The organism is Candidatus Ruminimicrobium bovinum (assembly GCF_902760015.1).
Classification (GTDB): Bacteria; Elusimicrobiota; Endomicrobiia; order Endomicrobiales; family Endomicrobiaceae; genus Ruminimicrobium; species Ruminimicrobium bovinum.
Window position 1 is genome coordinate 1 of the sequence record NZ_CACWEU010000177.1, and the last position, 22,546, is coordinate 22,546.

A 22,546-nucleotide genomic window follows, 5' to 3' on the forward strand; every position below is an offset into this window, starting at 1 on the left:
AAATATAAAGGATTATGAAAAATAAAAAAGGATTATTCATTACCGTTGAAGGTTGTGAGGGTTGCGGAAAATCTACACAATCGAAATTATTAAAACAATATTTGCAAGACAAAGGTTTTACCGTTGTTTTAACAAGAGAACCTGGCGGAAATATCGTTGCCGAAAAAATTCGTGATATTTTACTTAATCCGAGTTTTAAAATAACTTCATTATGCGAGTTATTTCTTTACGAAGCATCAAGAATTCAACATCTGTCCGATGTAATAAAACCTAATTTACAAAAAGGAAATGTTGTTATTTGTGACAGGTTTACAGATTCTACAATAGCTTATCAGGGGTTCGGAAGAAAAATAGATATAAAAACCATTGAAAAACTTAATAATGTTGCAACGGAAGGTATAAAACCGGATTTAACGTTGTATCTTGATATTGCACCCAAAACAGGAATTGAAAGAGCAAAAATAAAAAATGATTTTACCGACGGCGACAGAATAGAAAGAGAAACTTTAAAATTTCATAATAATGTCAGAAAAGGTTTTTTAACGTTAGCAAAAATGTATCCCGACAGAATAAAGAAAATAAAAAACCAAGATACGATAGCAAATACGCAAAAATTAATAATAGCGGAAATAGAAAAATGTTTGAAAATATAATAGCGCAAAATAAAGCAAAATCAATAGTGTCCGAACAAATAAAAAATAATAAAATTCCGCATGCTTATTTGTTTATGGGTGAAGACGGTATCGGCAAAAAAAAATTTGCCTTTGAATTTGCAAAAATTTTAAATTGTTCAATTAACGAATATACAAAAACCGATATCGGTTCATGCGGGCATTGTGAAAACTGCAAAATGACGGACAAAAATTCTTTCCCCGATTTACATTTGATAAATTTTGATAAGCAAAATGAAATTGCAGAAAAAGAAAGCGATAAAAATAAAACCAAATTGGGAATAGATTTAATACGATATATGCAAAAATATGTTTCCATGAAAAAAATAACGGGTAAATGGAAAATTTTTATAATAGAACCTGCAGAAAAAATGACATTGGAAGCATTTAACAGTTTGTTGAAAACTTTGGAAGAACCTCCCGAAGATACAATTTTAATATTGATAGCAAAACACAGAGAAACAATCCCGACAACAATTTTATCAAGAGTTCAAAGTATATATTTTCAACCTTTACCCGAGAAAGATATTATAAAGTATCTTGAAGAGGTAAATTCTTTAAGCACGGAAGCTGCAACAAAAATTGCAAAATTTTCCGACGGCTCTATTGCCAAAGCCGAACAAATAATGTTAAATACTCAAAATGAATTTTCTTCATTATGGCAGGAACTTACTAAAAAGAAGTTACCTTTGGCGGATATTGTTGAAAAAAGCAAAAAAGCATCAAGGGATAGAGAAGAAGCTATGGAAGTTATTGATATTTTAACCGAATATGCAACGGCTGATTTTAGAAGAGAACCTGATAAATTTGCAGGAATTGTAAATAAATTATGTGAATATAAATCTTATTTAAATGCAAATATAAATGCAAGTATCGTGATGGATAATTTGTTTATTTATATAAATTCAAAAATATAGGAAATTTTTTCCTAAAATACGGAGAATAAAATGGCATTGGTAGTAGGTGTAATAGTAAGAAAAATAAAGGAAAGAATTTATGCAAAACCGAAACATTTGCAACTTTCTTTAAATGATAAAGTTATTGTTGAAACGGAACACGGTGTGGAATTCGGTTATGTTTTTGAAACCGAAAAAGAATTGGAAATAACGAAAGATATTAAATTGGCGGAAATTGTCCGTAAAGCAAACGACCACGATTTAAAGAGATTACAAAATAATGAGAACAAAAACCAACAGGCATTAGGTTTGGTTTTAAAGAAAGTAAAAGAATTTAAGTTGGATTTAAAATTAACTACAATAAATTATACTTTTGACAGGACAAAACTTTTTATATACTACACATCGGAATCAAGAGTTGATTTCAGGGAGTTTATTAAAGATTTGGGACATGCCTTAAAAACAAGAATTCAAATGGTTCAAATAGGTGTTAGAGACGAAGCAAAAATTATCGGCGGTATTTCAACATGCGGGCAACAGTTGTGTTGCAAAACTTTTTTAAAAGAATTTTCATCGGTTACGATAGATATGGCAAAAGACCAGCAGTTAAGTTTAAATACTTCAAAATTATCGGGTTTATGCGGGCGACTTATGTGTTGCCTGGCCTATGAAAACGATACTTATGTTTGTTTAAGGAAAAAAATTCCGGAAATGGGTTCAATAGTTTCTACACCGATGGGAAAAGGAACATTAAAGGAAATAAATTTTATAAAAGAAACGGTAAATGTGGAATTTAGCGAAAATAATACAAAGTGGTTTAATTTTTCACAGGTTGTAAAGCAGAAAAAATAAAAATTTACAGGAGATAATTTATGAACATTCCAAGCAATTTATTTTATGCAAAAACTCATGAATGGGCCAAAAAAGACGGAGATAAAATTATTGTAGGTATTACCGATTATGCACAGCATGAAATAACAGATATCGTTCATGTAGAATTACCGGAAGTCGGCAAAAAATTTACACAAGCCCAGGCATGTGCCGTTGTGGAATCTGTAAAATCCGCATTTGATATTTATTGTCCGGTAAGCGGAACCGTTGTTGAAATAAACGAAGAACTTTTATCAAGCCCTGAACTTATAAACCAAGATGCTTACGGTAAAGGTTTTTTCTTTGCAATAAAACCCGAAAATGAAGATGAGTTGAAAAATTTAATGTCGGCTCAAGATTACGAAAAAACAATACAAGGTTAAAAAATGAATTATATACCGATAACAAAAAAAGATAAAGAAAAAATGTTAAATAAAATCGGTGTTAAAGATACCGATGAATTGTTGGCTTTGCAAATACCGCAAAATTTACGGGCAAAACAATTAAATATTGCCGACGGTTTAAGTGAGCAGGAATTGTTGAATTTGTTTAATAATTATGCGAATAAAAACAAAGCAAACTTAATATGTTTTAGAGGTGCCGGAATTTACGACCATTTTATACCGTCTGTTGTTGATGAAATTACCGGAAGGTCGGAATTTTGGACTGCATATACACCTTATCAGGCGGAAGCAAGCCAGGGAACACTACAGGCAATATTCGAATATCAAAGCATGATATGCGAACTTACCGGACTTGATACTTCAAATGCTTCGTTATACGACGGAGCAACTGCCGTTGCCGAAGCTGTTCTTTTGGCTGTAAGGGTATCAAGAAAAAATAAAGTTATTATTTCTTCGGCATTAAATCCTCAATATATAAAAGTTGTCAAAACTTATACAGACAAATTAAGCAATATTGAACTTATAACCGTTGATATTGATGAAAAAAACGGAAAAATTTCGCAGGAAAATTTAATATCAAAAATAGCCGATGATATTGCTGCTGTTGTTGTGCAGTCACCTAATTTTTTCGGTATAATTGAAGATATGAGTTTATTATCCGAAATTACAAAACAAAAAAATGCTTTGTTTATTTCAGTAGTAAATTTAGTTTCTTTGGGACTTTTACAAGCTCCCGGACAATACAATGCGGATATTGCCGTCGGTGAAGGGCAAGTGTTCGGCAATGCAATGGCTATGGGCGGAGCTACTTTCGGTTTTATGGCGGTAAAAAAAGCATTGGAATGGAAAATGCCCGGAAGAATAGTCGGTAAAACCACGGATAAAAACGGTAAAGAAGGTTTTGTTTTAACTTTGCAATCAAGGGAACAGCATATCAGAAGAGAAAAAGCAACTTCAAATATCTGCACAAATTCCGCTTTAAATTCTTTTGCGGCATGTGTTCACATTGCATATTTAGGTAAAACCGGAATTGAAAATCTTTCAAAAATAAACATATCAAAAGCAAGGTATGCTTTTAATTTAATATCAAAACTTAACGGTTTTTCCCCTGCTTTTGACAATAACTTGTTTTTTAATGAATTTGTAATTAAAACTACAAAAGATGTTAATAAAATAGATAAACTTTTACTTGAAAATAATATTTTGGGTCCTTTAAATTTAGAACAAATAAACTCAAAATACAAAAATTGTTTAATGTTTGCCGTTACGGAAAAAAGAACAAAGAAGGAAATAGATAAATTAGTTGAAATTTTAAAACAAGCGGAATAATAAAATGGAAAAAATATTAAATGAAATAAATTCTGACAAACAGGATATTGAATTAAATTGTGATGTTGCTTTGGATTTTGAAATAGATAAAAAATATCAAAGAACAACACCGATAAATATACCGGATTTATCCGAATCGACAATAGTTCGGCATTTTACGGTTTTATCAAGAAAAAATTTTGCTTTAAGCAATACTTTTTATCCTCTCGGATCGTGCACGATGAAATACAATCCAGTAGTAAATGAAAAAATTGCAAAATTTAATTCTTTTATAAATATTCATCCTTTGCAGGAAGAAGAAACGATACAAGGAAACCTTGAAGTTATGTCAGAACTTGAAAAAACATTGTGCGAAGTTTCAGGTATGGATGCTTTCACATTACAGCCGGCAGCAGGTGCACACGGAGAATACACGGGGCTTTTAATAATTTCAAACTATTTCAAAGCAAAAGGCGAAAAAAGAACAAAAATAATAGTTCCCGATTCTGCACACGGAACAAACCCGGCTTCCGCAGCATTGGCAGGTTTTGAAATAATTTCTTTAAAATCCGAAACAGACGGAACATTGTCGGCAAAAAAATTAAGTGAAATTTTAACAAAAGACGTTGCTGCCATTATGATGACGGTTCCCAATACATTGGGCATATTTGAAAAACAAATTTCGGAAATTTCGGATGTTATGCATAAAAACGGTTCTTTAATGTATTACGACGGTGCAAACTTAAATGCGGTTATGGGTATGGTTCGTCCGGCAGATATCGGCTTTGATGTTATGCACATAAATTTACATAAAACTTTTTCAACTCCTCACGGCGGCGGCGGTCCCGGTTCAGGACCTGTCGGAGTAAAAGCATTTTTAAAAGATTTTTTACCTTCTCCGAGAATAATAAAACAGTCGGATAAATTTAAAATTGATTTCGGTAACGAAAAATATTCAATAGGGCAAATGAAAGCATTTTTCGGGAATTTCCCGGTTATTTTAAAAGCTTGTGCTTACGTAAAAGCACTTGGCGGAAAAGGTTTAAAACAAGCATCAGAATATGCTGTTTTAAATGCAAATTATTTGCTTAATTTACTTAAAGATAAAATTAAAGTTGCCACGGGTAAAACTTGTATGCACGAATTTGTTTTATCCTCAAAAGGTTATTTGGGTAACGGTGTTAAAACACTTGATGTTGCAAAAAGGTTGCTTGATTACGGCTATTATGCACCTACAATTTATTTCCCTCTTATAGTTGAAGAAGCAATGATGATTGAACCTACCGAAACGGAATCAAAGCAGCTTTTGGATGAATTTGCCGATGTTTTAATTAAAATAATAGATGAATCAAATAAAACACCTGAAGTTGTTAAAGCAGCACCCGTAAATACGCCTGTTACAAGGTTAAATGAAGTTCAGGCAGCAAGAAAGCCGCAACTTCGATGGTAATTAAATGAATTTAAAAAACAGTTTAAAATTATCTTTTTTATTATTGTTTTTTGTTTCCGTTACTTATGCATCATCCGATAAAATAGGTACAACTGCAGTGCAGTTTTTAAAATTGGGTATAGGTGCGGAAAATGCCGCTATGGGTAATGCAGGTGTAAGCAACACACAAAACGGTAATGCAATATACTGGAACCCTGCAAACACAAGTTGTTTAACAAAAAAAGAATTTTCTTTTTCTCATACAATTTGGTTTGAAGATATTAATTACGAGTGGCTTTCTTTTGTATTGCCTACAAAAAAAGCAGGTACCTTCGGTATTGCCGCACAATATGTATCTTACGGCAGTATGGATAAAATAGATATTTCGGGCACTAAAACAGGTTCTTTTTCCCCTACGGACTTAGCGGTTTATTTATCATATTCAAACAGCTATAAAAAGTTTATGTTCGGCGGTAATTTAAAATATATAAATACTACAATAGAAAAGTCCGCATCGGCTTTTGCCGTAGATTTCGGAACGACTTATAAAATTAATGAAAAAACTTCCGCAGGGCTTGCTTTTTCCAATTTGGGAACAAAAATTAAATTCAATTATGAGGAAGAAGAACTTCCTTTTATTATTAAAGCCGGTATATCAAGAATTGTTATTGATAATTTATTGATAGCATTTGATTTAAGTTTTCCGAATGATAACGATATATATATAAATGCAGGCGGACAGTATTTAATTTTATTGGGTGATATGTTCGATTTGAAATTAAGGGCGGGTTACGACGGTAGAAATAAAGATATTCCCGGTTTTAACTGGCTTAATTTCGGTTTTGGTGTTGGCTTTAACGATATATCTTTTGATTATGCTTTTGTTCCTTGTGGTGATATAGGTATGACACACAGATTTTCTTTTAGTATAAAATTCGGAAATGATATTAATGATGTTTCTGTAATAAAAAAGAAAGAAGAAGTAAAAAAACAAAAACAATTAAAACAGTCCGATTACTTCAATAAAAAAGGTGGCAGAAGGGTAAACGAAAACATAGTAAATCCTACTAAAAAAAATAATAAGTGGAGATAAAAATGATAATAGGTTTAACAGGTTCTTATTGTTCCGGCAAAGATACGGTTGCAGATTACATAGTCAATAAATATAACTTCAAACATTTTTCTTTGTCGGATGAAATAAGGTTGTTAATGAAACAGGCAAATATTGAACCTACACGGGAAAATTTAATTTCCTTCGGAACAAATTTAAGGCAAACACAAGGTAACGATGTTTTGGCAAAATCGGTAATAAAAAAATTTGAACAAGGTAAAAATTATTGCATTACATCAATAAGACACACAAAAGAAGTTGAAAAATTAAAAACAATAGAAGGGTTTGTCCTTATAAATGTAGATGCTCCTCAACAAATTCGTTTTGAAAGAATGCAAAAAAGAAAAAGACCCGGTGACCCTGCAACACTTGAAAAATTTGTTGAACTTGAAAAAAAAGAAGCCCAAAGTTCCGGCTCGGGACAGCAGGTTGCATTGTGTTGCAAAATGGCGGATATTATTTTTATCAACGATACAAACGATATAAATCAATTATATTCCAATATAGATAAGTTGGTAAAAGAAATCAAAAATAAATATGAATAGTTTTGATGTTATTGTTATAGGTGCAGGTGCATCCGGCTTAATTGCCGCATCGACGGCAGCCAAAACAGGAAAATCGGTTTGTCTGCTTGAAAAAAAATCAAGGCCGGCAATAAAACTTTCAATAACCGGAAAAGGCAGATGCAACATAACAAACAGTGCAAATATTAAAGAATTTATATCGGAATTCGGGCAAAACGGAAAATTTTTATACGGTGCTTTTAATAAATTCTTCAGTTCCGATATTCTTACCCTGCTTGAACAATACGGAGTAGAAACAAAACTTGAACGCGGCGGAAGATACTTTCCCTGTTGCGATGATGCCAATGCTGTTGTAAATGCATTGATAAAATATGCAAAAGATAATAACGTAAAAATAAAAACCTCATCCCCTGTAAAAAATATTGCAAAAAATTCAAATAAAATCAAAGAAATTGTATTGGAAAACGGTGAATTTTTTCAGGCACAAAATTATATTTTAGCTACCGGAGGTTTATCTTATCCGAATACGGGTTCAACAGGTGACGGATATAAATTTGCAAAACAATTGGGGCATACAATTATTTCCCAGTCACCGGCGCTTGTGCCGATAGTAATAAATTCCCCTTATCTAAAACAGCTTAACGGTTTAAAATTAAAAAATGTTGAAATTACGGTTTTTGCAAACAATAAAGAGATAACAAAAATATTCGGCGATATGGAATGGACAATTTTCGGTGCAACGGGACCTATCGTTCTAAATATCAGTTCTTTAATTTATAAACTTTTATCAGAGAAAAAAGAAGTTTTTTTATCATTAAATTTAAAACCGGCTTTAACAAAAGAAGTATTGGACAAACGCTTAATACGCGAATTAAATAATTTCGGCAGTATTACCGTTAAAAATATGTTAAAAGAGTTATTACCTGTTCAAATGATAGATGTTTTTATGAAATATGCAAAAATAAATTTAACAAAAAAATGTTCGGCGGTAAATAAAGAAGAACGATTAAATTATTTAACTGCTTTAACCGATATGAAATTTTCGGTTACATCTACAAGAAGTATAAACGAAGCCATAATAACAAAAGGCGGAGTCTGTATTGACGAAGTTGAACAGAAAACAATGAAGTCAAAATTGATTGATAATTTATATTTTTGCGGTGAAATTCTTGACCTTGATGCTCCTACGGGCGGTTTTAACCTTCAAGCAGCATTTTCTACCGGCTACTTAGCCGGAATAAGTGTATCAGCTTCCGTTATGCCGTTTCGTCGTTAAACTTATAATCCCATAACTCGATAACCTGTCGTTTCAGTTTGTCATACTGAACGAAGTGAATGTATCTGTCGTTGTAGTTTGTCGTTAAACTTTTCAGCTGCTCAGCTCATCAGCTCTCAGCTAAAAATTTGTTCAACAAATTTTTTTAATTTTCATTTTTCGTTTCGGGTAAATTTATTTTTTAAAAGTTTTTTCTTTGATACTATTTGAATCAATTTAATAGTTATAATGAATATTTGTAGAGAAAGTTGAGTTTGAAAAATTTTCATATTTTTCCTAATAAATTTATAAAAAAACATTTACCAAAACATTATTTTTTATTTATTCATAATGATTGATGTTTTATTATTTTTATATATTCCAAATAGGGATGGCATAAATATCTTTTGTTATAGGTTTAATTTCGTTACTTAAACACAAAATACATTTTATTCCTATATTTTTCTTTAAATTATTTAGAACATTAAACTGTTTTGTTACATTTTGCGGCATTGTAGTTTTTTTTACCTCTATAGGATATAAAGTATTATCTTGTTCCAATATAAAATCAATTTCTTTTTGGTCATTATCTCTATAAAAATATATTTCCGGTTCCTTCCCATTATGCCAGTAACTCTTTAATATTTCTGTAAAAGCATAAGTTTCAAGTATTGCTCCATTCATTGCACCTGTTTCTAATGCATTAGGACTATTCCAACCCGTTAAATATGCACATAAACCTGTATCTAAAAAATATAATTTAGGTGTTTTTATAATTCTTTTTGTAATATTGTTATAATACGGATAAAGTAACTTTATAAGGCCTGATCTTTCTAATACAGCAAGCCAATTTTTGACTGTTTTGTTATCAATTTCTAAATCTCTCGCCATATCTTGATAATTTAACAGTTGCCCTGTTCTTGCTGCAACAGCTTTTAAAAAATTATAGAATGTAATATCATTGCTTATAGAATAATCTTCTTTAACATCTCTTTCTATATATGTTTGTATATAACTTCTGTAAAAAATCTCTCTATTTCTATTTTTTGTATTTATTAATCTTGGAAAAAAGCCATTCCATATTGTTTTATATAAATCGGTAATATCTTTATTATAAAATATTGATATGTTATTTTTTATCCAATCAGTATTTACTAAAAAAGGTTTACTTTCATTCGGTATTTTATTAATTTCTTTATAAGAAAAACCCAATAAATCTATAATTGCTATTCTGCCGGCTAATGTTTCTTGTATTCCTTGCATTAATTCAAATTTTTGTGAACCTGTTAGCCAAAATAAGCCATTAGAATTTTTATGTTTATCTATATAAATTTTTATATATGTAAAAAGCTTAGGAGCATATTGAATTTCATCTATAATTATAGGCGGTTTGTATTTTTGTAAAAAAAGTTCCGGCTCTTTATTTGCAAGTTCTCTATCTACAAAATTATCCAAAGAAACATACCTTCTTTTTTTTGAAGATAACATTTCCAATAAAGTTGTTTTACCTACTTGTCTTGGACCTGTAACAAGTAATGCAGGAAAAGTATTAGATATTTTTTTTATTGTTTTAGCTAAAGTTCTTTGCAACATAACAATACTCCTTTAAAACAAAAAAGTTCGTGTAATTTGGAACATAATTCCATTTTACACGAATTTTAATAAAATATCAAGTGATAAATCTATAAAAGCAATATTCTTCCTTTGCTCATAATGGCTGGTGTTTTATAAAACATATGGTTGGTAGAAATAGGATTTTGTTCACAAAGAAGATTGATATAGACAGAAGAGGGATGGAGGCATGGAAGTATGGATGTATGGAAACGGCAAAAATAAAAAGATGAAATTGATTATTTAAAAATTTTCTTTAGGAGTTTTCTAAAGATTTTAACGACTAAAGGGGTTTCGTTGAGGAGTTCTGAGATTAATTTATTTAAATTTTTCTTTTTATAGTTTCCATATCTCAATTCATCCATACATCCATTACTCATCGTTATAAATCTTTTGAAGAATTCTTATTTCTTTTTATTTTGATATTTTTAAATTAGGTTTAAAAAACAACCCTAAAATCTATAAGTTTTTAAAATACATTTTAAAAACTTTAAAACATAAAAAAAATAGTTTATAATAATGTATATAATCAAAATATAAGAGGATATACAATGATACAAAGAGAAGATTATTTAAATAAACTTATAGCTTTTAAAGATAAACAGTTAATAAAAGTTGTTACCGGTATAAGAAGATGTGGGAAATCAACATTGCTTGAACTTTTTAAGGAATATTTATTAAAAAACAAAATCTCTGCAAAACAAATTATCAGTATAAACTTCGACGATAGCATGTATGATAATATAACAGATTATAAAGCATTATTAAGTTATATAAACAAAAAAATTATTCCAAACAGAAAAAACTACATATTTTTAGACGAAATTCAAAATGTAGATAGATTTCAAAAAGCTTTAAGCAGTTTATATCTTAAATCTAATGTTGATATTTATATAACGGGCTCGAATGCTTATTTGCTTTCCGGAGAACTTGCCACACTTCTTTCCGGCAGATATATAGAGATAAAAATGTTACCTTTATCTTTTAAAGAATATATGTCTTATTTCAAAGAACAAACAGACTTAACTCGTAAATTCAGAATGTATATGCAACAAGGTTCTTTTCCATATATTTTGGAATTTAATGAAAATCAACAGTATATAAACGATTATTTAAGTGCAATATATAATGCTGTTGTATTAAAAGATATTATTTCAAGAAAAAAAATAAATGATGTAAATATGTTAGAAAGTATAATAAAATTTATGTTTTATAATGTAGGTAATATTTTTTCAAGTAAAAAAATCAGTGATACTATGACATCTGCAGGAAGAAAAATATCATCGCCAACCGTAGAAAATTATTTAACTGCAATGATAGATAGTTTTGTTCTATATAAAGTTAACAGGTACGATATAATAGGAAAGCAATATTTAAAAACAGCAGAAAAATATTATGTTCCGGATTTAGGATTGCAAAGATTTATTTTAGGTAGTAAAAAACAAGATTTTGGAAGAAATTTGGAAAACATAGTTTATCTTGAACTTTTAAGAAGAAATTATGAAATATATATTGGTAAAGTTAACAGCAATGAAGTGGATTTCATTGCAATAAAAAATGGAATTACTCAATATTATCAAGTTGCAGAAACCGTTACAAATGAAAAGACATTAAAAAGAGAATTAAAACCGTTAGAAAATATAAAAGATAACAATCAAAAGTTTCTAATAACTGCGGATGAAAAGCCACTAATATCACACAACGGAATACAACAAATAAATATCATAGATTGGTTGTTGGATAAATAACTTTAAAATTCTTTTGTAGTTTTCAATACAATCAACTTTTGCAAAATTTTTTTTGCTAAGTTTTTTAAAAACTTTGAAGATTAAAAGTTTTCGTTGAGGAGGGTTGAGGAATTAATTTAATTAAGTTTTCGGAACTCATTAAACTTTAAAAATCTCTCATAATTTTAAATATAATCAATTCCTATTGAAGAGTTTTTAAATTATGGTATAATAAAAATAATCTTCATAATATTTAGGACAAAATAATGACAAAAAGAGAAAATGAAATCTATTTACAGATATTAGAATTAATAGAAAAAGAATATGATAAATTACACTTAAAACAAGTTGAATTAAAAGAAGAAATTGAACAATACGGCTCGAAAAAAGAAATAACCAAAACAGAGATAAAAAAATATTTTGGTGATTATAAAAACTTAGACGAATTAAAGAAAAAAGGAATAAATTATTATTCAAAATTACCGAAAGAAATAAGAGAATATATAAAACATGCTCCTAAAGAAATAAGACAGGCGATAGGATTTGCTTTACTCGGAAAGCCGGTAAAAATATTAACCGGGAAAGAATTTCAAAGGGACGGAGTAAAACTTACTATAAAAGTTCCAAAATATTACAAAGAAAAGTTTAACGGCAAAGTAATAAACAAAGAACTTGGTGAAGTTTCGTTAGATTTGGAAGGGGTTAAGGATGATATAGCACATGGGGTTGGGGCAATAAAAGCAAGTGCATTTATCGCTGTTCCTGAAGTAATAATGTATGGGAAAATATTTAGTAGAGAAAAAAAATGGAAAAGCAGAAATTGGAATACTTTTGTAATAATAGCACCGATAAAAATAGGAACCGTAAGATATATAGAAGAAGTTATTATAAAAAATGGAATTGATAGACAAGGACTGTATTTACATGAAGTAGAAATAAAAAAGAGACTGGAAGACTTTATCAAGACCTATAACGATAAAATTTATCCTCTAGGACATCTTCCAATCTCTAAACTAATTATAGCTCAAAAGATTTCAAAAGTCAATAAAAAATAAAACTTTCCCCCCTCAAAAAATATCATTAATATAAATAAAAATTTTTTAATGTTCAGTGAAATTGAAAAGTTTTTTGTTCACCAAGAAAATAAGATAATTTAAAAAGAATAGAAACTACAAGATATATAATGGTTTTTGAATTGATTATACTAATTCTTCAAGATGTCTTCTGCTGTAAACGAACCTTCTTACTTCCATTGTGTTACCTATAACAACATAAAATATAGTAAAATTATTTACATATATTCTGTAATATTGCTCTTTCCTTTTTTTCTTGGAAATAAAAGGTTCAAATGCCTTCGGTGCGGAAAGTCTTTTCATTATAGCTTTTTCAACTTTATCTATTAACTTTAAAGCTGCTTGGGGACTTTTTAAATTAATTGATATATAGTCAACCGCTTCCGATAAATCTTTCTCAAAAAGTGGCAGGTATATAACATTATAGTTTTTATTCATTATTTTTTTACTCTTTTTCTAATTCTGTTAAAAACATCTTTATGCTTATAACGGACATCTGTTTTTTGTGCTTGAATATCTGCCTCATCCAACTTAAATTCTATATCTTGAACAAGTTCTTCATACTGTTTTAAGCTTAAAACTACCATTGAGCCATATCCGTTTTTTGTAAGATATACAGGATTGCCTTTATTTACAATTTTTTCAATTTCCGGAAATTTATTCCTTAAATCCGATACCGGTCTTATTTTTATCATAATATCCTCTCTATCATTATTTTATCATTATTTTATCATTATTTTATCATAAAAGCAATATCATTGGTTTTGTTGTTCTTTTATAAAAATTTGGGGGTGGTTAGGAATAGTATTGTTTTCCAACAAAATTGGTATATTTTTAGTTTGTGGTTGGGAGTTCTATGCATCTATGCATCAAGATTAGGAGTTTTCTAAAAATTTTGAGGACTAAAGGTTTTTCGTTGAGGAGGGTTGGGGATTAGGTTATTTAAGTTTTCGGAGCTCACTAAACTTTAAAATTCTTTTGAGGGATTAAATTTAATCAACTTATGTAAAAGAATTTATTAAAACTTTAACAATACAAACAATAGTTTAATATTTTTAAATATGCTATAATCTAAGTATGAGAAAAGAAGATTTAATAAAATTTTGGGTTAATAGTTCCGATATGGATTTTAAAACAATGCAAAATATGTTTAAATCCAAAGATTACCATTGGTCTCTGTTTATCGGGCATCTTGTAATAGAAAAGTTATTGAAAGCTTTATTTGTTAAAGCTAATGGAGTAAATGTTGCAGTACCGAAAATTCATGATTTATTGTCTTTAGCAAATAGAGCAAACCTCGTTTTAACCGAAGAGCAACAAGATATCTTAGATGAAATAACAAGCTTTAATATAAATGCAAGATATCAAGATTATAAATTATCTTTTTATAAGAGATGTACTCCAAAATATTCAAATGAACAGAAAAAGAAAATAGAAGAAATAAGATTATGGCTAAAAAAACAAATTTAAAAACAATAAAAAATATTGTTAGAAAATATGCTTTACTTTTAAAAAAAAATATAAAAGTAAAGAATGTTTATTTATTCGGTTCTTATGTAACAAATAAAGCTACTGAAGATAGTGATATTGATGTCGCTGTGGTTTCAAACAGTTTTATTGGAGATCCTGTTGATGATATGGTGTATTTAATGAAATTAAGAAGAAATCTAGATTTAAGAATAGAACCTCATCCTTTTACCATCAATGATTTTAATAAAACAAATCCTTTTGTTAGAGAAATAATCGATACGGGAATTAAAATAATTTAAAATTTAATTCTTATTTTTTAATCAAACTTCATATCAAATAATATAGTTCTCAGCTACAGTTATGAACCTATAATCTCATAACCATATAAACCTATAACCAAAAATTTGCTTTGCAAAATTTTTAATTTTCAGTTTTTCCATACATTTTTGCGTAATAATTTTTGTATTCGCCGTCTATTATGGGTTGCCACCACGATTGATTGTTTATGTACCAGTCAATTGTTTTTTTAATGCCGTCTGCAAATTTTGTTTCGGGAAGCCAACCTAATTCTTTATTGATTTTTGTTGGATAAATTCTGTGGAATAGTTTTAATTATGGTATAATAACAAAAAATATTTAACAAACAACAAAATAAAATGAACACACAAAATTTAGAACAACTCAAAAAAGAAATTTCGTCACTATATATTCCTTATTATGAAATAACAATTGATTTTATTAAAAATTTTGCCGAAGAGAAAAACATAATTTTAACCGAAGAAGAAGCTGAATATATTTTTAAACAATTTCAAAAAGAAAACACGGAAATATTATTAAATTTCAATGAAGAAATATCCTCTTATAAATCCGATGAACCGCCAATATTGGATTGGACGAATAAATTTAAAACAACACCAACACTTCAAGAAGTAAGAGCTTATGTAAAAAAATTAGTAGACGAAGCTACCAAATTTGCAACACTTTCCCCTGATTGGTTTATTGATGTGAGAGGTAATAGAAAGAAAAGAGAACACATTATAAATAGTAGTAAAAGAACAATTATATCAAAATCAACCATGCATAGACACAACAAATATATAATGGGGTTAGAAGAATTAATAAACAATTCTATTTATGAAACATCTAAGAGAAATACCAAACCGGATAAGAAACCAAATATAGCAAAATATCATTATTTTATAAGCAAAGTGAAAATTGGTAATAAAATATATAAAATAGTATTGCATACCGAACAATATATAGGAGAAAGTGAAGAAAAACCACAAATTGTTCATTTATATGATGTGTTAGAAGCAAATAAAAAAACAAGCGGGACACATCAGTCATAAAACTGAAGTCACTGTCCCACTTGCACCATTAGTATAATATAAATCATAAAAAAAATCAAGCAAGCTTAGAAGTCATTAAACTTCTATCAATGCTTGCTTGACACCCGTATTATATTATATACAAGATGTAAAAGTCAATGACATTTTTTTTTACAATTCATCAGAATATTATCTTTCTTTAGATCATAACAATGTTTGTTTATCAAATTAAAATAGCTTTAAAATCCGACGGAAAATTGGCAACAACTGCAATTCAACATTTCAAGCCTTCAACCCTTCAACTATTTTTATTAATCAAGGTGGGTGGAACAGATAAGAAAAACTAATTTTTTTTATTTTCTATTGAACACATAAATGGTTGTAAACATTTGTCTATCGATGGGTATAATTCATATTGTTTAGAACGAATTTTGAGATGATGCATTAATGTTTCAGCTCGTTTTTTATCCTCTTCCGAAAAATAACTAATATGCCATTTTGCATTAGGACAAACAGACTTTCGTAAAAATTTAAAATAATCAGCATCAATTTTTCCTAAGGAATGCCCAACAATATAAATATTACGAATTTCTCTCAGTAAATAATGATAATTATGCAAATATTTTTTGTAATCCCTAATTCGTGTTGCTATTTTCTTATCGGTTTTATGAAGTAATTCTAATAAATAGTGTCCTGCTTTAAATGAACCGCCAAAAACTCTTATATCAAAGTCTTGAGGTTTTTGAGGACAACTATTATGTCCAAAAATAATGGATTCCGGATGCTTAACACACCCATGAATATGGTAAATATTACTTTTGTCTATATTCTGCCGTTTTTGCAAAGTTAAAGTATAATTAAATGTTAAAAACAAACATGTTGAAGGAAAAACAAAAGGTAATGGAGATTTGGGAATAGAAACAGTTTGTATCCAGTGAGGAACAACATATTTTAAAATATGCCAAGCATTTGTTGTATGCCTACGAATATCTTCAATATCACTTGGCTTTGTTCCAAAAAAACGAATAATACTTTCTTCTTCCATATCACCTAAAGCTTCTTCAAATTCGTACCAAAAATCCGAATAAATTTTAAATTCCCCGGTGGATGCACCATAAATCATATCCAATGATGTTCCATATTCTATAGGGCCGTCCCCTTCTCTCATTTCAACAGGTAGAATATTTAATTTTTTCAAAATTTCAGATTGATGTCGTCTAAAATAACGATTAAAATCTCCAGCACCGGTATGCAACCCCTGCCAAATATCAAAACCATTACCTACAATTATTAAAGTATCTCTATAGTTTTTAGGCTTTTTTATATCTGGAGATATTTTTAAATCCGTCTGCTTAGACATATTAGTTGTTACCAAATTTTATTTAAGATGTATTATTTTACTATTTATATGATATGTTGACTATTTGGTAAATTTATTATTGTAAGAAAAAAGGCTAAAAATTAATATTTTTCTAATAAATTCTTTTTTATCTCAATTCTAAATATAAATTTGTCTTTATAATCTATTTTAGAAACAAGAACATCTAAATCTTTTTTCATTTTTAATTTTTTTTCTTCCGTATCAACCACTAAATATAAAAATGCAACTTGTTGTTTTTGTTTATCAATATAATTAATTAATTGTTTTATAATACCATTAAAATTAAAATTATTACCATATTTAATTTCAACTAAATACTTTATATCGTTATATGTATATGAAAAATCAAAATCTTTATTCTCTTTTTCAACAACAAAATTTTTAACATTTATATCTTTAATTAAATCATAAATAACTATCTTATGCAGAAATATTCTTTCATGTTCTTTAACAAGTTGTTTTATTTTTTTATCAGATAGTGTAATTCTATACAATTCATTTAATTTATCAATTCTTTTATCATAATTTAATCCATTACCATTATTAAGAAAATTACTTAACATATCCAAAATAGTATCATTTCCCCATATATCAATTAAATATATAAAATTACTAAAATAATGATGTTCAAACGTATTGTCATCACGATAATTTTTTATAGTTTGTTCTAAATTTTTGCCAATAAATATCATAAAATATTCAATATTACCTTTAATATAATGTAATGCTTTCTTTACTTTTTGTTTAATTAATATATAATCTTCTGGTTTTAAATTTATGATATCTACAATTTCTGATACTCGTATAACATAATATTTCCGTATCCAAGTGTAAATATATTTCGTATACTGTTCATATTTAAAACATTCTAAAGCTTTTTCTATATCATTTGAAATTTTATCATCCAGTAATTTATTTATATCATTATTTAATAAACTTTCGTTGTATGAATTTAATGTTTCATATATTTCTATAGAAAAAGATATTGACGAGGATATATTTATTATCTCTATTAAAAAATTATTTATTTCTATTATTTTATCTTTTTTCAATTTTGATATTATTTTACAAATATACTCTGTGATTTCTGAAAAATTTTGTGTTAATTCGAAAGAATTTTTTGCAAATATTAATATTATTTGTTTAATCAAATTATAATATTTATCATCACAATAAATATTCAAATATCTAAAAATATCAGATATCTTAGAAGAATACTCATTCATAAAATCTAATATATTTTTTTCTCTTGTTTTCTCATCTTTTTCATTAAAAAAATATTGTAAGTTCTCATCTAAAATTTTATCTGGTATTCTATTTTTTGAAAAATTATGAGTAAAATAATATTGCAAATATCTATCATCTACAAAATAACTTTTAGCTCCTTTATTTGCCATTTTCAAGTAATGTTTACCTGCTTTTGCTGGAATTTTTTCGTAAGTTGGACTGATTAATGTTATTAATTCATTTATATTTTCAATATCTTCCTCATTATATCTTTCTGTTATATTTTTAAAATATTGTTTTATAAGTTTTATTTGTTCAGCATCATTTTGTTTATCTTCAACTTTAAACCACTTATATTGATTTTTCCAAGCTTCATTATAAAGTTCTGGATAAAACACAAACAATGTAGTAATATTTATATAATTAAAAACATTAACTTCATTTTTTACTTGTGCATAAGATATAAAAAAAGTATTGCAAAACCGTTTAATATCTCTTATAGTTTTAAATCTTGATGTTGCGATATAAAAATCAAAGTCTCCTCTGTTTATTTTAGGCATTTGTTCTTCTTCTAAAATATCATTTATTTTTTCAAATAAAATATTATGTATATTAATATCCTCTATTTTCGGTAATGCTATTATGACAGAGGCTATTTTTTCAAGATAATTTTTATAGTATAAATTCTTATAAATTGTTTTGTCAGTAAAACAAGAATCAGAACTCTCACATAATATTTCTTCTACTTTTGCAGAATTATAACTTAATATAAAAATAATATTTGTATATTGCTTAAACATTTGAACAGTTTGCAATATATATAATATATGATTTTTATCTAATCTATCTATATCGTCTATAGTAATTATTATTCTTTTTTTATATTGTCTTAAAATATCACCAATTTCTTTTATTTTATTTTGTATATTCTTGTTTTCCGTAAATTTATCTAATTGTAGCTCTATACTACCTAATTTAAGATTTGAAAGTTTTACAATTTCGTCAAACTGATTCTCTAAAGAAATATGAGGAGAGTTTGTTTTTGCAAAATGATTTATTTCGCCAAAAATGGCATTTAATAATTTCTCTGTAGTATCATTAAACCATGGATTTATGTCTATAAAATAAAAAGGATTTCTTTCTCTTTCTTCAGCTAATTCTTCTTTTAATAAATTAAGGCAGCTTGTTTTTCCTTCTCCCCAACTTGCAGATAAAATTAAAACAAAACCTTCATTTGTAGAGAATTTTTGATTTTTTAATAAAATATTTTTGAGGCTTTCTATAAAAGGATATCTATCTAAAAAATCTTGAACTCTTTTTGTTATAGGTTTATCTGAATCTATTATAATTTTTTGATTATCTAACTTATCTCTATTTTTATTCTTATTTATAGAGCTTTTAATTATTTCAATTATTGGAATAATAAATATTACGACTATAAATGATATTTGTGCAAATATAACTTTTTCTTTTATTATAATAAAAGATAGAATTATATAAATAGAAAAAAGAATATGTTTTTTTAAAATTTTATTAATATATTTTTTATACTTTGTTCTTGCATACGGCACATCGATTAGTAATAATAATAGAAGCACACAAGCCATCAAAAAATAAAAATGTTCATATACTAAATAAACAAAAATTTTTTTAATATCTTCATTCAAATGTGCCAATAAGCATATAGTTATTAAATACACAAAATATTTAAATATTGAACTTTCTATTATTTCATAAAATTTATTTTTTTTGTTATTCATTTTTATTTTTTTTCTTCAAGCACATTAAATTTTTCAGAAAACAACATTTTTTCTCCATAAAACTTATTTGTGTTTTTCACTATTTTACCAAATTAAAGAAGTATTTTATATCCTATAAATTTAACAATTAACGATTTTTTAAGATATTTTTCACTACAATAAATTTTGTATAATGAGTTTATGTTATTTCCTATAGATAAAGACACATTATCAATTATAAAAGAATCAAAAGAAATATTTAAAGAACATGTTAAAATTATAGGGCTATTACTAAAAAAAGTTAGTAATGTTAGAAATGAAAAACTTTCAACAATAGCTATCAATACTCTTCTTGTCACACAAGAAAGCATTGCTCTTGAAATAATAGAAAACATGTTAAATGGTGGTATTATAATTTCTATAATAGCATTAAGAACATTATTTGAAAACTTTGTTAATATTCATTATATTTTTCATCATCCAGAACACATTAAAGATAAAAAATGGGCTGAGGATTTATGTAATGATTTTATCAATAGAAGTTATAGTAATGACTATAACAAAAGTAAATCTTTGAGTGATAGAGCAAAAGAAGTCTATTTTAAAGAATTTTATGATGTAATATATACAGATCTTTGTACATATAGTCATTCTCTTATGAAAACCATTGATATAGGTGACAAAAATTTATTAAGACTATTAAGAGAAGAAACTTCAATTTATACAATAATGTTTCTACAAGATAGTATCTCTGCAGTATTAGACTTTTTTAATCCTACAAATATTGATTATGATATAATGCCCGTAATAAATAGAATAAAAACATTAAAAGAACGAATTAAAAAGTAAAACAACTTATTTCAAAAGGAGAGAGCAAGAATTACCGAAAGTTTTTTACAAAATTTAGAATTCTTTTGTAGGCTTCAATATAATCAACTTCTGCAAAAAAGTTTTTTTTAGTTATTTTCTTAAAATTTTTTTAATAATCTTTTTGAAAATTTTGAATAATAATGATTTTTCGTTGAGGAGTTTTGGGATTAGTTTGTTTAAGTTTTCATTTTTATATCTTTTAAAAAATTTTTCTCGATTTGGTGCATAGGAGCAGAACTTACAAATGCAGGGTTGTATTTTATCATATCAGCATAATTTATTTTTTCATATTCAATATTATTTTTTTGTTAAATCAAATCCAATTTTTTTGTTTCTTGCTCTTTTTGGCTGTTTTATAAAATTATTTAATACTGATACTATTCTTCTTATTGCTTCATCGTGTTTAGCAAATCTGTTATCGGAATTTTCTATGTGTAACAATAGTACTTGTTTTAATTCATTTATTTCTTTTTTATTCAAATCTTTATTAATTGCATATTGTCTTAATTTAATAAATGTTCTTACTATCTGTACATTGATTTCAATAGCCCTATCACTATTAAGAACACTTGCAAGCATTGTTACACCATGCTCGGTAAAAGCATAAGCATTTTGATAACTATATTTTAAATTTTTGAGGTGGTCGCAATTTGCGACCAGTTCACTTTGTTTTTCATCAGTTAATTGAAACATAAAATCTTCAGGAAATCGTTTAATATTCCTTTTAACAGCTTCATTTAATCTTTTAGTTTTTACTCCATACAATTTAGCTAAATCGGAATCTATCATTACTCGCTGATTCCTTATTACAAAAATTTTCTGTTCAATATTGTTTTCATTAGAAACTAAATTTTTCATAAATTTCTCCATTGGTCTCATTACCAAACTACTATATTATAATAAATTTGTATTGTTTTATCAAATATTTATTAAATTCACCTTCCATCGTATAAAAAATTTAAAAAACATTTTTTTCATAATAATTGATATTTTATAAAATTCAAGGGAGGTTTGCTATTTGAAAATCTACTATTTAAAAATTTTTTTGAGGAGTTTTCTAAAAATTTTGAGGACTAAAGGTTTTTCGTTGAGGAGTTCAGGGATTAGTTTGTTGAGTTCTTCATTTTTGTATCTCTTGAAAAATTGTTCTCTGTTTGGATGTACCGATGCTGAACTTATAAATGCAGGGTTGTATTTTACCATATCGTCATAATTTATTTTTCGTATTCAATATTGGTTTTTGTTTAGGTTATAAAGTAGTGTCTATTAAAATTTTTATAATTTGTTCTACTACCGGGCTTTCTAATATCGCAATTTGTATTCTATCTTTTAATTGTCTCGATATTTGAACATTTTTTATTTCTTTGAAATTTCTTGTTACCCTACACAATTCTTCTTTGGATACTAATTTCGGAACATTACAATTTATAATACTATTTTTTGTTAAACAACTTAAATCTTTATTTGATAATTCTATTAAACTGTTTTTTTCTTGTTTGTTAGCATAAAATCTTTTTATCTTTTCTACTTTTGAAGTGATTAAACAAAACAATATACTTTTATTTTCTGTTATCGGAATTACAATATTGTAATGTGGTTTTATCTCACCTGTATGTTGGATATTTTCAAAATACCAAATTACCCATTTTCTA

General features: G+C 27.3%; 22 protein-coding genes and 1 pseudogene. 15 read left to right on the top strand and 8 right to left on the bottom strand.

Going from position 1 to position 22,546, the window contains the following annotated elements; genetic code table 11:
* The first annotated feature begins 14 nt into the window (after nt 1-14).
* The 9 genes from tmk to ACMUOV_RS05885 are packed head-to-tail and all read left to right on the top strand — an operon-like array spanning nt 15 to nt 8,489.
* Nucleotides 15-653 carry a dTMP kinase gene (tmk, locus tag ACMUOV_RS05845; protein ID WP_413854171.1) on the top strand — a complete coding sequence of 213 codons (639 nt, stop codon included), beginning with the start codon at nt 15-17 and terminating at the stop codon, nt 651-653.
* Complete coding sequence (gene holB / locus ACMUOV_RS05850) at nt 638-1,588, top strand: DNA polymerase III subunit delta' (protein ID WP_413854172.1); 951 nt, start codon at nt 638-640, stop codon at nt 1,586-1,588. Before tmk ends, holB begins: the two co-directional genes overlap by 16 nt.
* Before the next feature lie 30 nt (nt 1,589-1,618).
* Nucleotides 1,619-2,419 carry a stage 0 sporulation family protein gene (locus tag ACMUOV_RS05855; RefSeq protein WP_413854173.1) on the top strand — a complete coding sequence of 267 codons (801 nt, stop codon included), beginning with the start codon at nt 1,619-1,621 and terminating at the stop codon, nt 2,417-2,419.
* A 20-nt stretch (nt 2,420-2,439) separates the two neighbouring features.
* Nucleotides 2,440-2,820: a glycine cleavage system protein GcvH gene (gcvH, locus tag ACMUOV_RS05860; protein ID WP_413854174.1), complete on the top strand. Its 381-nt coding sequence runs from the start codon at nt 2,440-2,442 to the stop codon at nt 2,818-2,820.
* A 3-nt stretch (nt 2,821-2,823) separates the two neighbouring features.
* On the top strand, nt 2,824-4,170 hold the full coding sequence (gene gcvPA, locus ACMUOV_RS05865; protein ID WP_413854175.1) for an aminomethyl-transferring glycine dehydrogenase subunit GcvPA: 1,347 nt from the start codon (nt 2,824-2,826) through the stop codon (nt 4,168-4,170).
* A gap of 4 nt (nt 4,171-4,174) precedes the next feature.
* Nucleotides 4,175-5,599: an aminomethyl-transferring glycine dehydrogenase subunit GcvPB gene (gene gcvPB / locus ACMUOV_RS05870; protein WP_413854176.1), complete on the top strand. Its 1,425-nt coding sequence runs from the start codon at nt 4,175-4,177 to the stop codon at nt 5,597-5,599.
* A gap of 4 nt (nt 5,600-5,603) precedes the next feature.
* Nucleotides 5,604-6,671 carry a PorV/PorQ family protein gene (locus tag ACMUOV_RS05875; protein WP_413854177.1) on the top strand — a complete coding sequence of 356 codons (1,068 nt, stop codon included), beginning with the start codon at nt 5,604-5,606 and terminating at the stop codon, nt 6,669-6,671.
* 2 nt (nt 6,672-6,673) lie between these two features.
* The gene (locus tag ACMUOV_RS05880) at nt 6,674-7,234 is read left to right on the top strand and encodes an AAA family ATPase (protein WP_413854178.1); all 561 of its coding nucleotides are present in this window, start codon (nt 6,674-6,676) and stop codon (nt 7,232-7,234) included.
* The gene (locus tag ACMUOV_RS05885) at nt 7,227-8,489 is read left to right on the top strand and encodes an NAD(P)/FAD-dependent oxidoreductase (protein WP_413854179.1); all 1,263 of its coding nucleotides are present in this window, start codon (nt 7,227-7,229) and stop codon (nt 8,487-8,489) included. Before ACMUOV_RS05880 ends, ACMUOV_RS05885 begins: the two co-directional genes overlap by 8 nt.
* Nucleotides 8,490-8,840: 351 nt before the next feature.
* On the opposite strand, the gene ACMUOV_RS05890 is transcribed toward ACMUOV_RS05885, so the two are convergent.
* Nucleotides 8,841-10,061: an ATP-binding protein gene (locus ACMUOV_RS05890; protein WP_413854180.1), complete on the bottom strand. Its 1,221-nt coding sequence runs from the start codon at nt 10,059-10,061 to the stop codon at nt 8,841-8,843.
* A gap of 569 nt (nt 10,062-10,630) precedes the next feature.
* Between ACMUOV_RS05890 and ACMUOV_RS05895 the strand changes: the two genes are divergently transcribed.
* Together ACMUOV_RS05895 and ACMUOV_RS05900 are read left to right on the top strand one after the other, a co-directional pair.
* Nucleotides 10,631-11,827: an ATP-binding protein gene (locus ACMUOV_RS05895; protein WP_413854181.1), complete on the top strand. Its 1,197-nt coding sequence runs from the start codon at nt 10,631-10,633 to the stop codon at nt 11,825-11,827.
* A gap of 245 nt (nt 11,828-12,072) precedes the next feature.
* Entirely contained in the window at nt 12,073-12,861 is a 789-nt protein-coding gene (locus tag ACMUOV_RS05900) for a hypothetical protein (RefSeq protein WP_413854182.1), read from the top strand.
* A gap of 144 nt (nt 12,862-13,005) precedes the next feature.
* Here the strand turns inward: ACMUOV_RS05900 and ACMUOV_RS05905 are convergent, their stop codons facing one another.
* Both ACMUOV_RS05905 and ACMUOV_RS05910 read right to left on the bottom strand, forming a co-directional pair.
* Nucleotides 13,006-13,317 carry a type II toxin-antitoxin system RelE/ParE family toxin gene (locus ACMUOV_RS05905; protein WP_413854183.1) on the bottom strand — a complete coding sequence of 104 codons (312 nt, stop codon included), beginning with the start codon at nt 13,315-13,317 and terminating at the stop codon, nt 13,006-13,008.
* Entirely contained in the window at nt 13,317-13,574 is a 258-nt protein-coding gene (locus ACMUOV_RS05910) for a type II toxin-antitoxin system Phd/YefM family antitoxin (RefSeq protein ID WP_413854184.1), read from the bottom strand. The genes ACMUOV_RS05905 and ACMUOV_RS05910 overlap by 1 nt, the downstream gene beginning before the upstream one ends.
* A gap of 382 nt (nt 13,575-13,956) precedes the next feature.
* Between ACMUOV_RS05910 and ACMUOV_RS05915 the strand changes: the two genes are divergently transcribed.
* Both ACMUOV_RS05915 and ACMUOV_RS05920 read left to right on the top strand, forming a co-directional pair.
* Nucleotides 13,957-14,349 carry a HEPN domain-containing protein gene (locus tag ACMUOV_RS05915; protein WP_413854185.1) on the top strand — a complete coding sequence of 131 codons (393 nt, stop codon included), beginning with the start codon at nt 13,957-13,959 and terminating at the stop codon, nt 14,347-14,349.
* Nucleotides 14,328-14,648 (top strand): nucleotidyltransferase domain-containing protein, encoded by a 321-nt coding sequence (locus ACMUOV_RS05920; RefSeq protein ID WP_413854186.1) that lies wholly within the window; start codon nt 14,328-14,330, stop codon nt 14,646-14,648. The genes ACMUOV_RS05915 and ACMUOV_RS05920 overlap by 22 nt, the downstream gene beginning before the upstream one ends.
* Nucleotides 14,649-14,769: 121 nt before the next feature.
* Here ACMUOV_RS05920 and ACMUOV_RS05925 read toward each other — a convergent pair.
* Nucleotides 14,770-14,949: pseudogene (locus ACMUOV_RS05925) on the bottom strand (dTDP-glucose 4,6-dehydratase); the annotation flags it as partial.
* A gap of 56 nt (nt 14,950-15,005) precedes the next feature.
* On the opposite strand from ACMUOV_RS05925, the gene ACMUOV_RS05930 reads away from it, so the two are divergent.
* Complete coding sequence (locus ACMUOV_RS05930; RefSeq protein ID WP_413854187.1) at nt 15,006-15,698, top strand: hypothetical protein; 693 nt, start codon at nt 15,006-15,008, stop codon at nt 15,696-15,698.
* 322 nt (nt 15,699-16,020) lie between these two features.
* Here ACMUOV_RS05930 and ACMUOV_RS05935 read toward each other — a convergent pair whose 3' ends face one another.
* Both ACMUOV_RS05935 and ACMUOV_RS05940 read right to left on the bottom strand, forming a co-directional pair.
* Complete coding sequence (locus tag ACMUOV_RS05935) at nt 16,021-17,052, bottom strand: AbiH family protein (RefSeq protein WP_413854188.1); 1,032 nt, start codon at nt 17,050-17,052, stop codon at nt 16,021-16,023.
* Nucleotides 17,053-17,138: 86 nt separating this feature from the next.
* Nucleotides 17,139-20,045 (bottom strand): P-loop NTPase fold protein, encoded by a 2,907-nt coding sequence (locus tag ACMUOV_RS05940; protein ID WP_413854189.1) that lies wholly within the window; start codon nt 20,043-20,045, stop codon nt 17,139-17,141.
* A gap of 180 nt (nt 20,046-20,225) precedes the next feature.
* Here ACMUOV_RS05940 and ACMUOV_RS05945 point away from each other — a divergent pair, with 180 nt between their 5' ends.
* Entirely contained in the window at nt 20,226-20,873 is a 648-nt protein-coding gene (locus ACMUOV_RS05945) for a hypothetical protein (RefSeq protein ID WP_413854190.1), read from the top strand.
* Nucleotides 20,874-21,191: 318 nt separating this feature from the next.
* Here ACMUOV_RS05945 and ACMUOV_RS05950 read toward each other — a convergent pair whose 3' ends face one another.
* Together ACMUOV_RS05950 and ACMUOV_RS05955 are read right to left on the bottom strand one after the other, a co-directional pair.
* The gene (locus ACMUOV_RS05950; RefSeq protein ID WP_413854191.1) at nt 21,192-21,752 is read right to left on the bottom strand and encodes an ORF6N domain-containing protein; all 561 of its coding nucleotides are present in this window, start codon (nt 21,750-21,752) and stop codon (nt 21,192-21,194) included.
* A gap of 391 nt (nt 21,753-22,143) precedes the next feature.
* Nucleotides 22,144-22,546 (bottom strand): hypothetical protein (locus ACMUOV_RS05955; protein ID WP_413854192.1); only part of this gene is annotated, 403 nt, incomplete at its 5' end.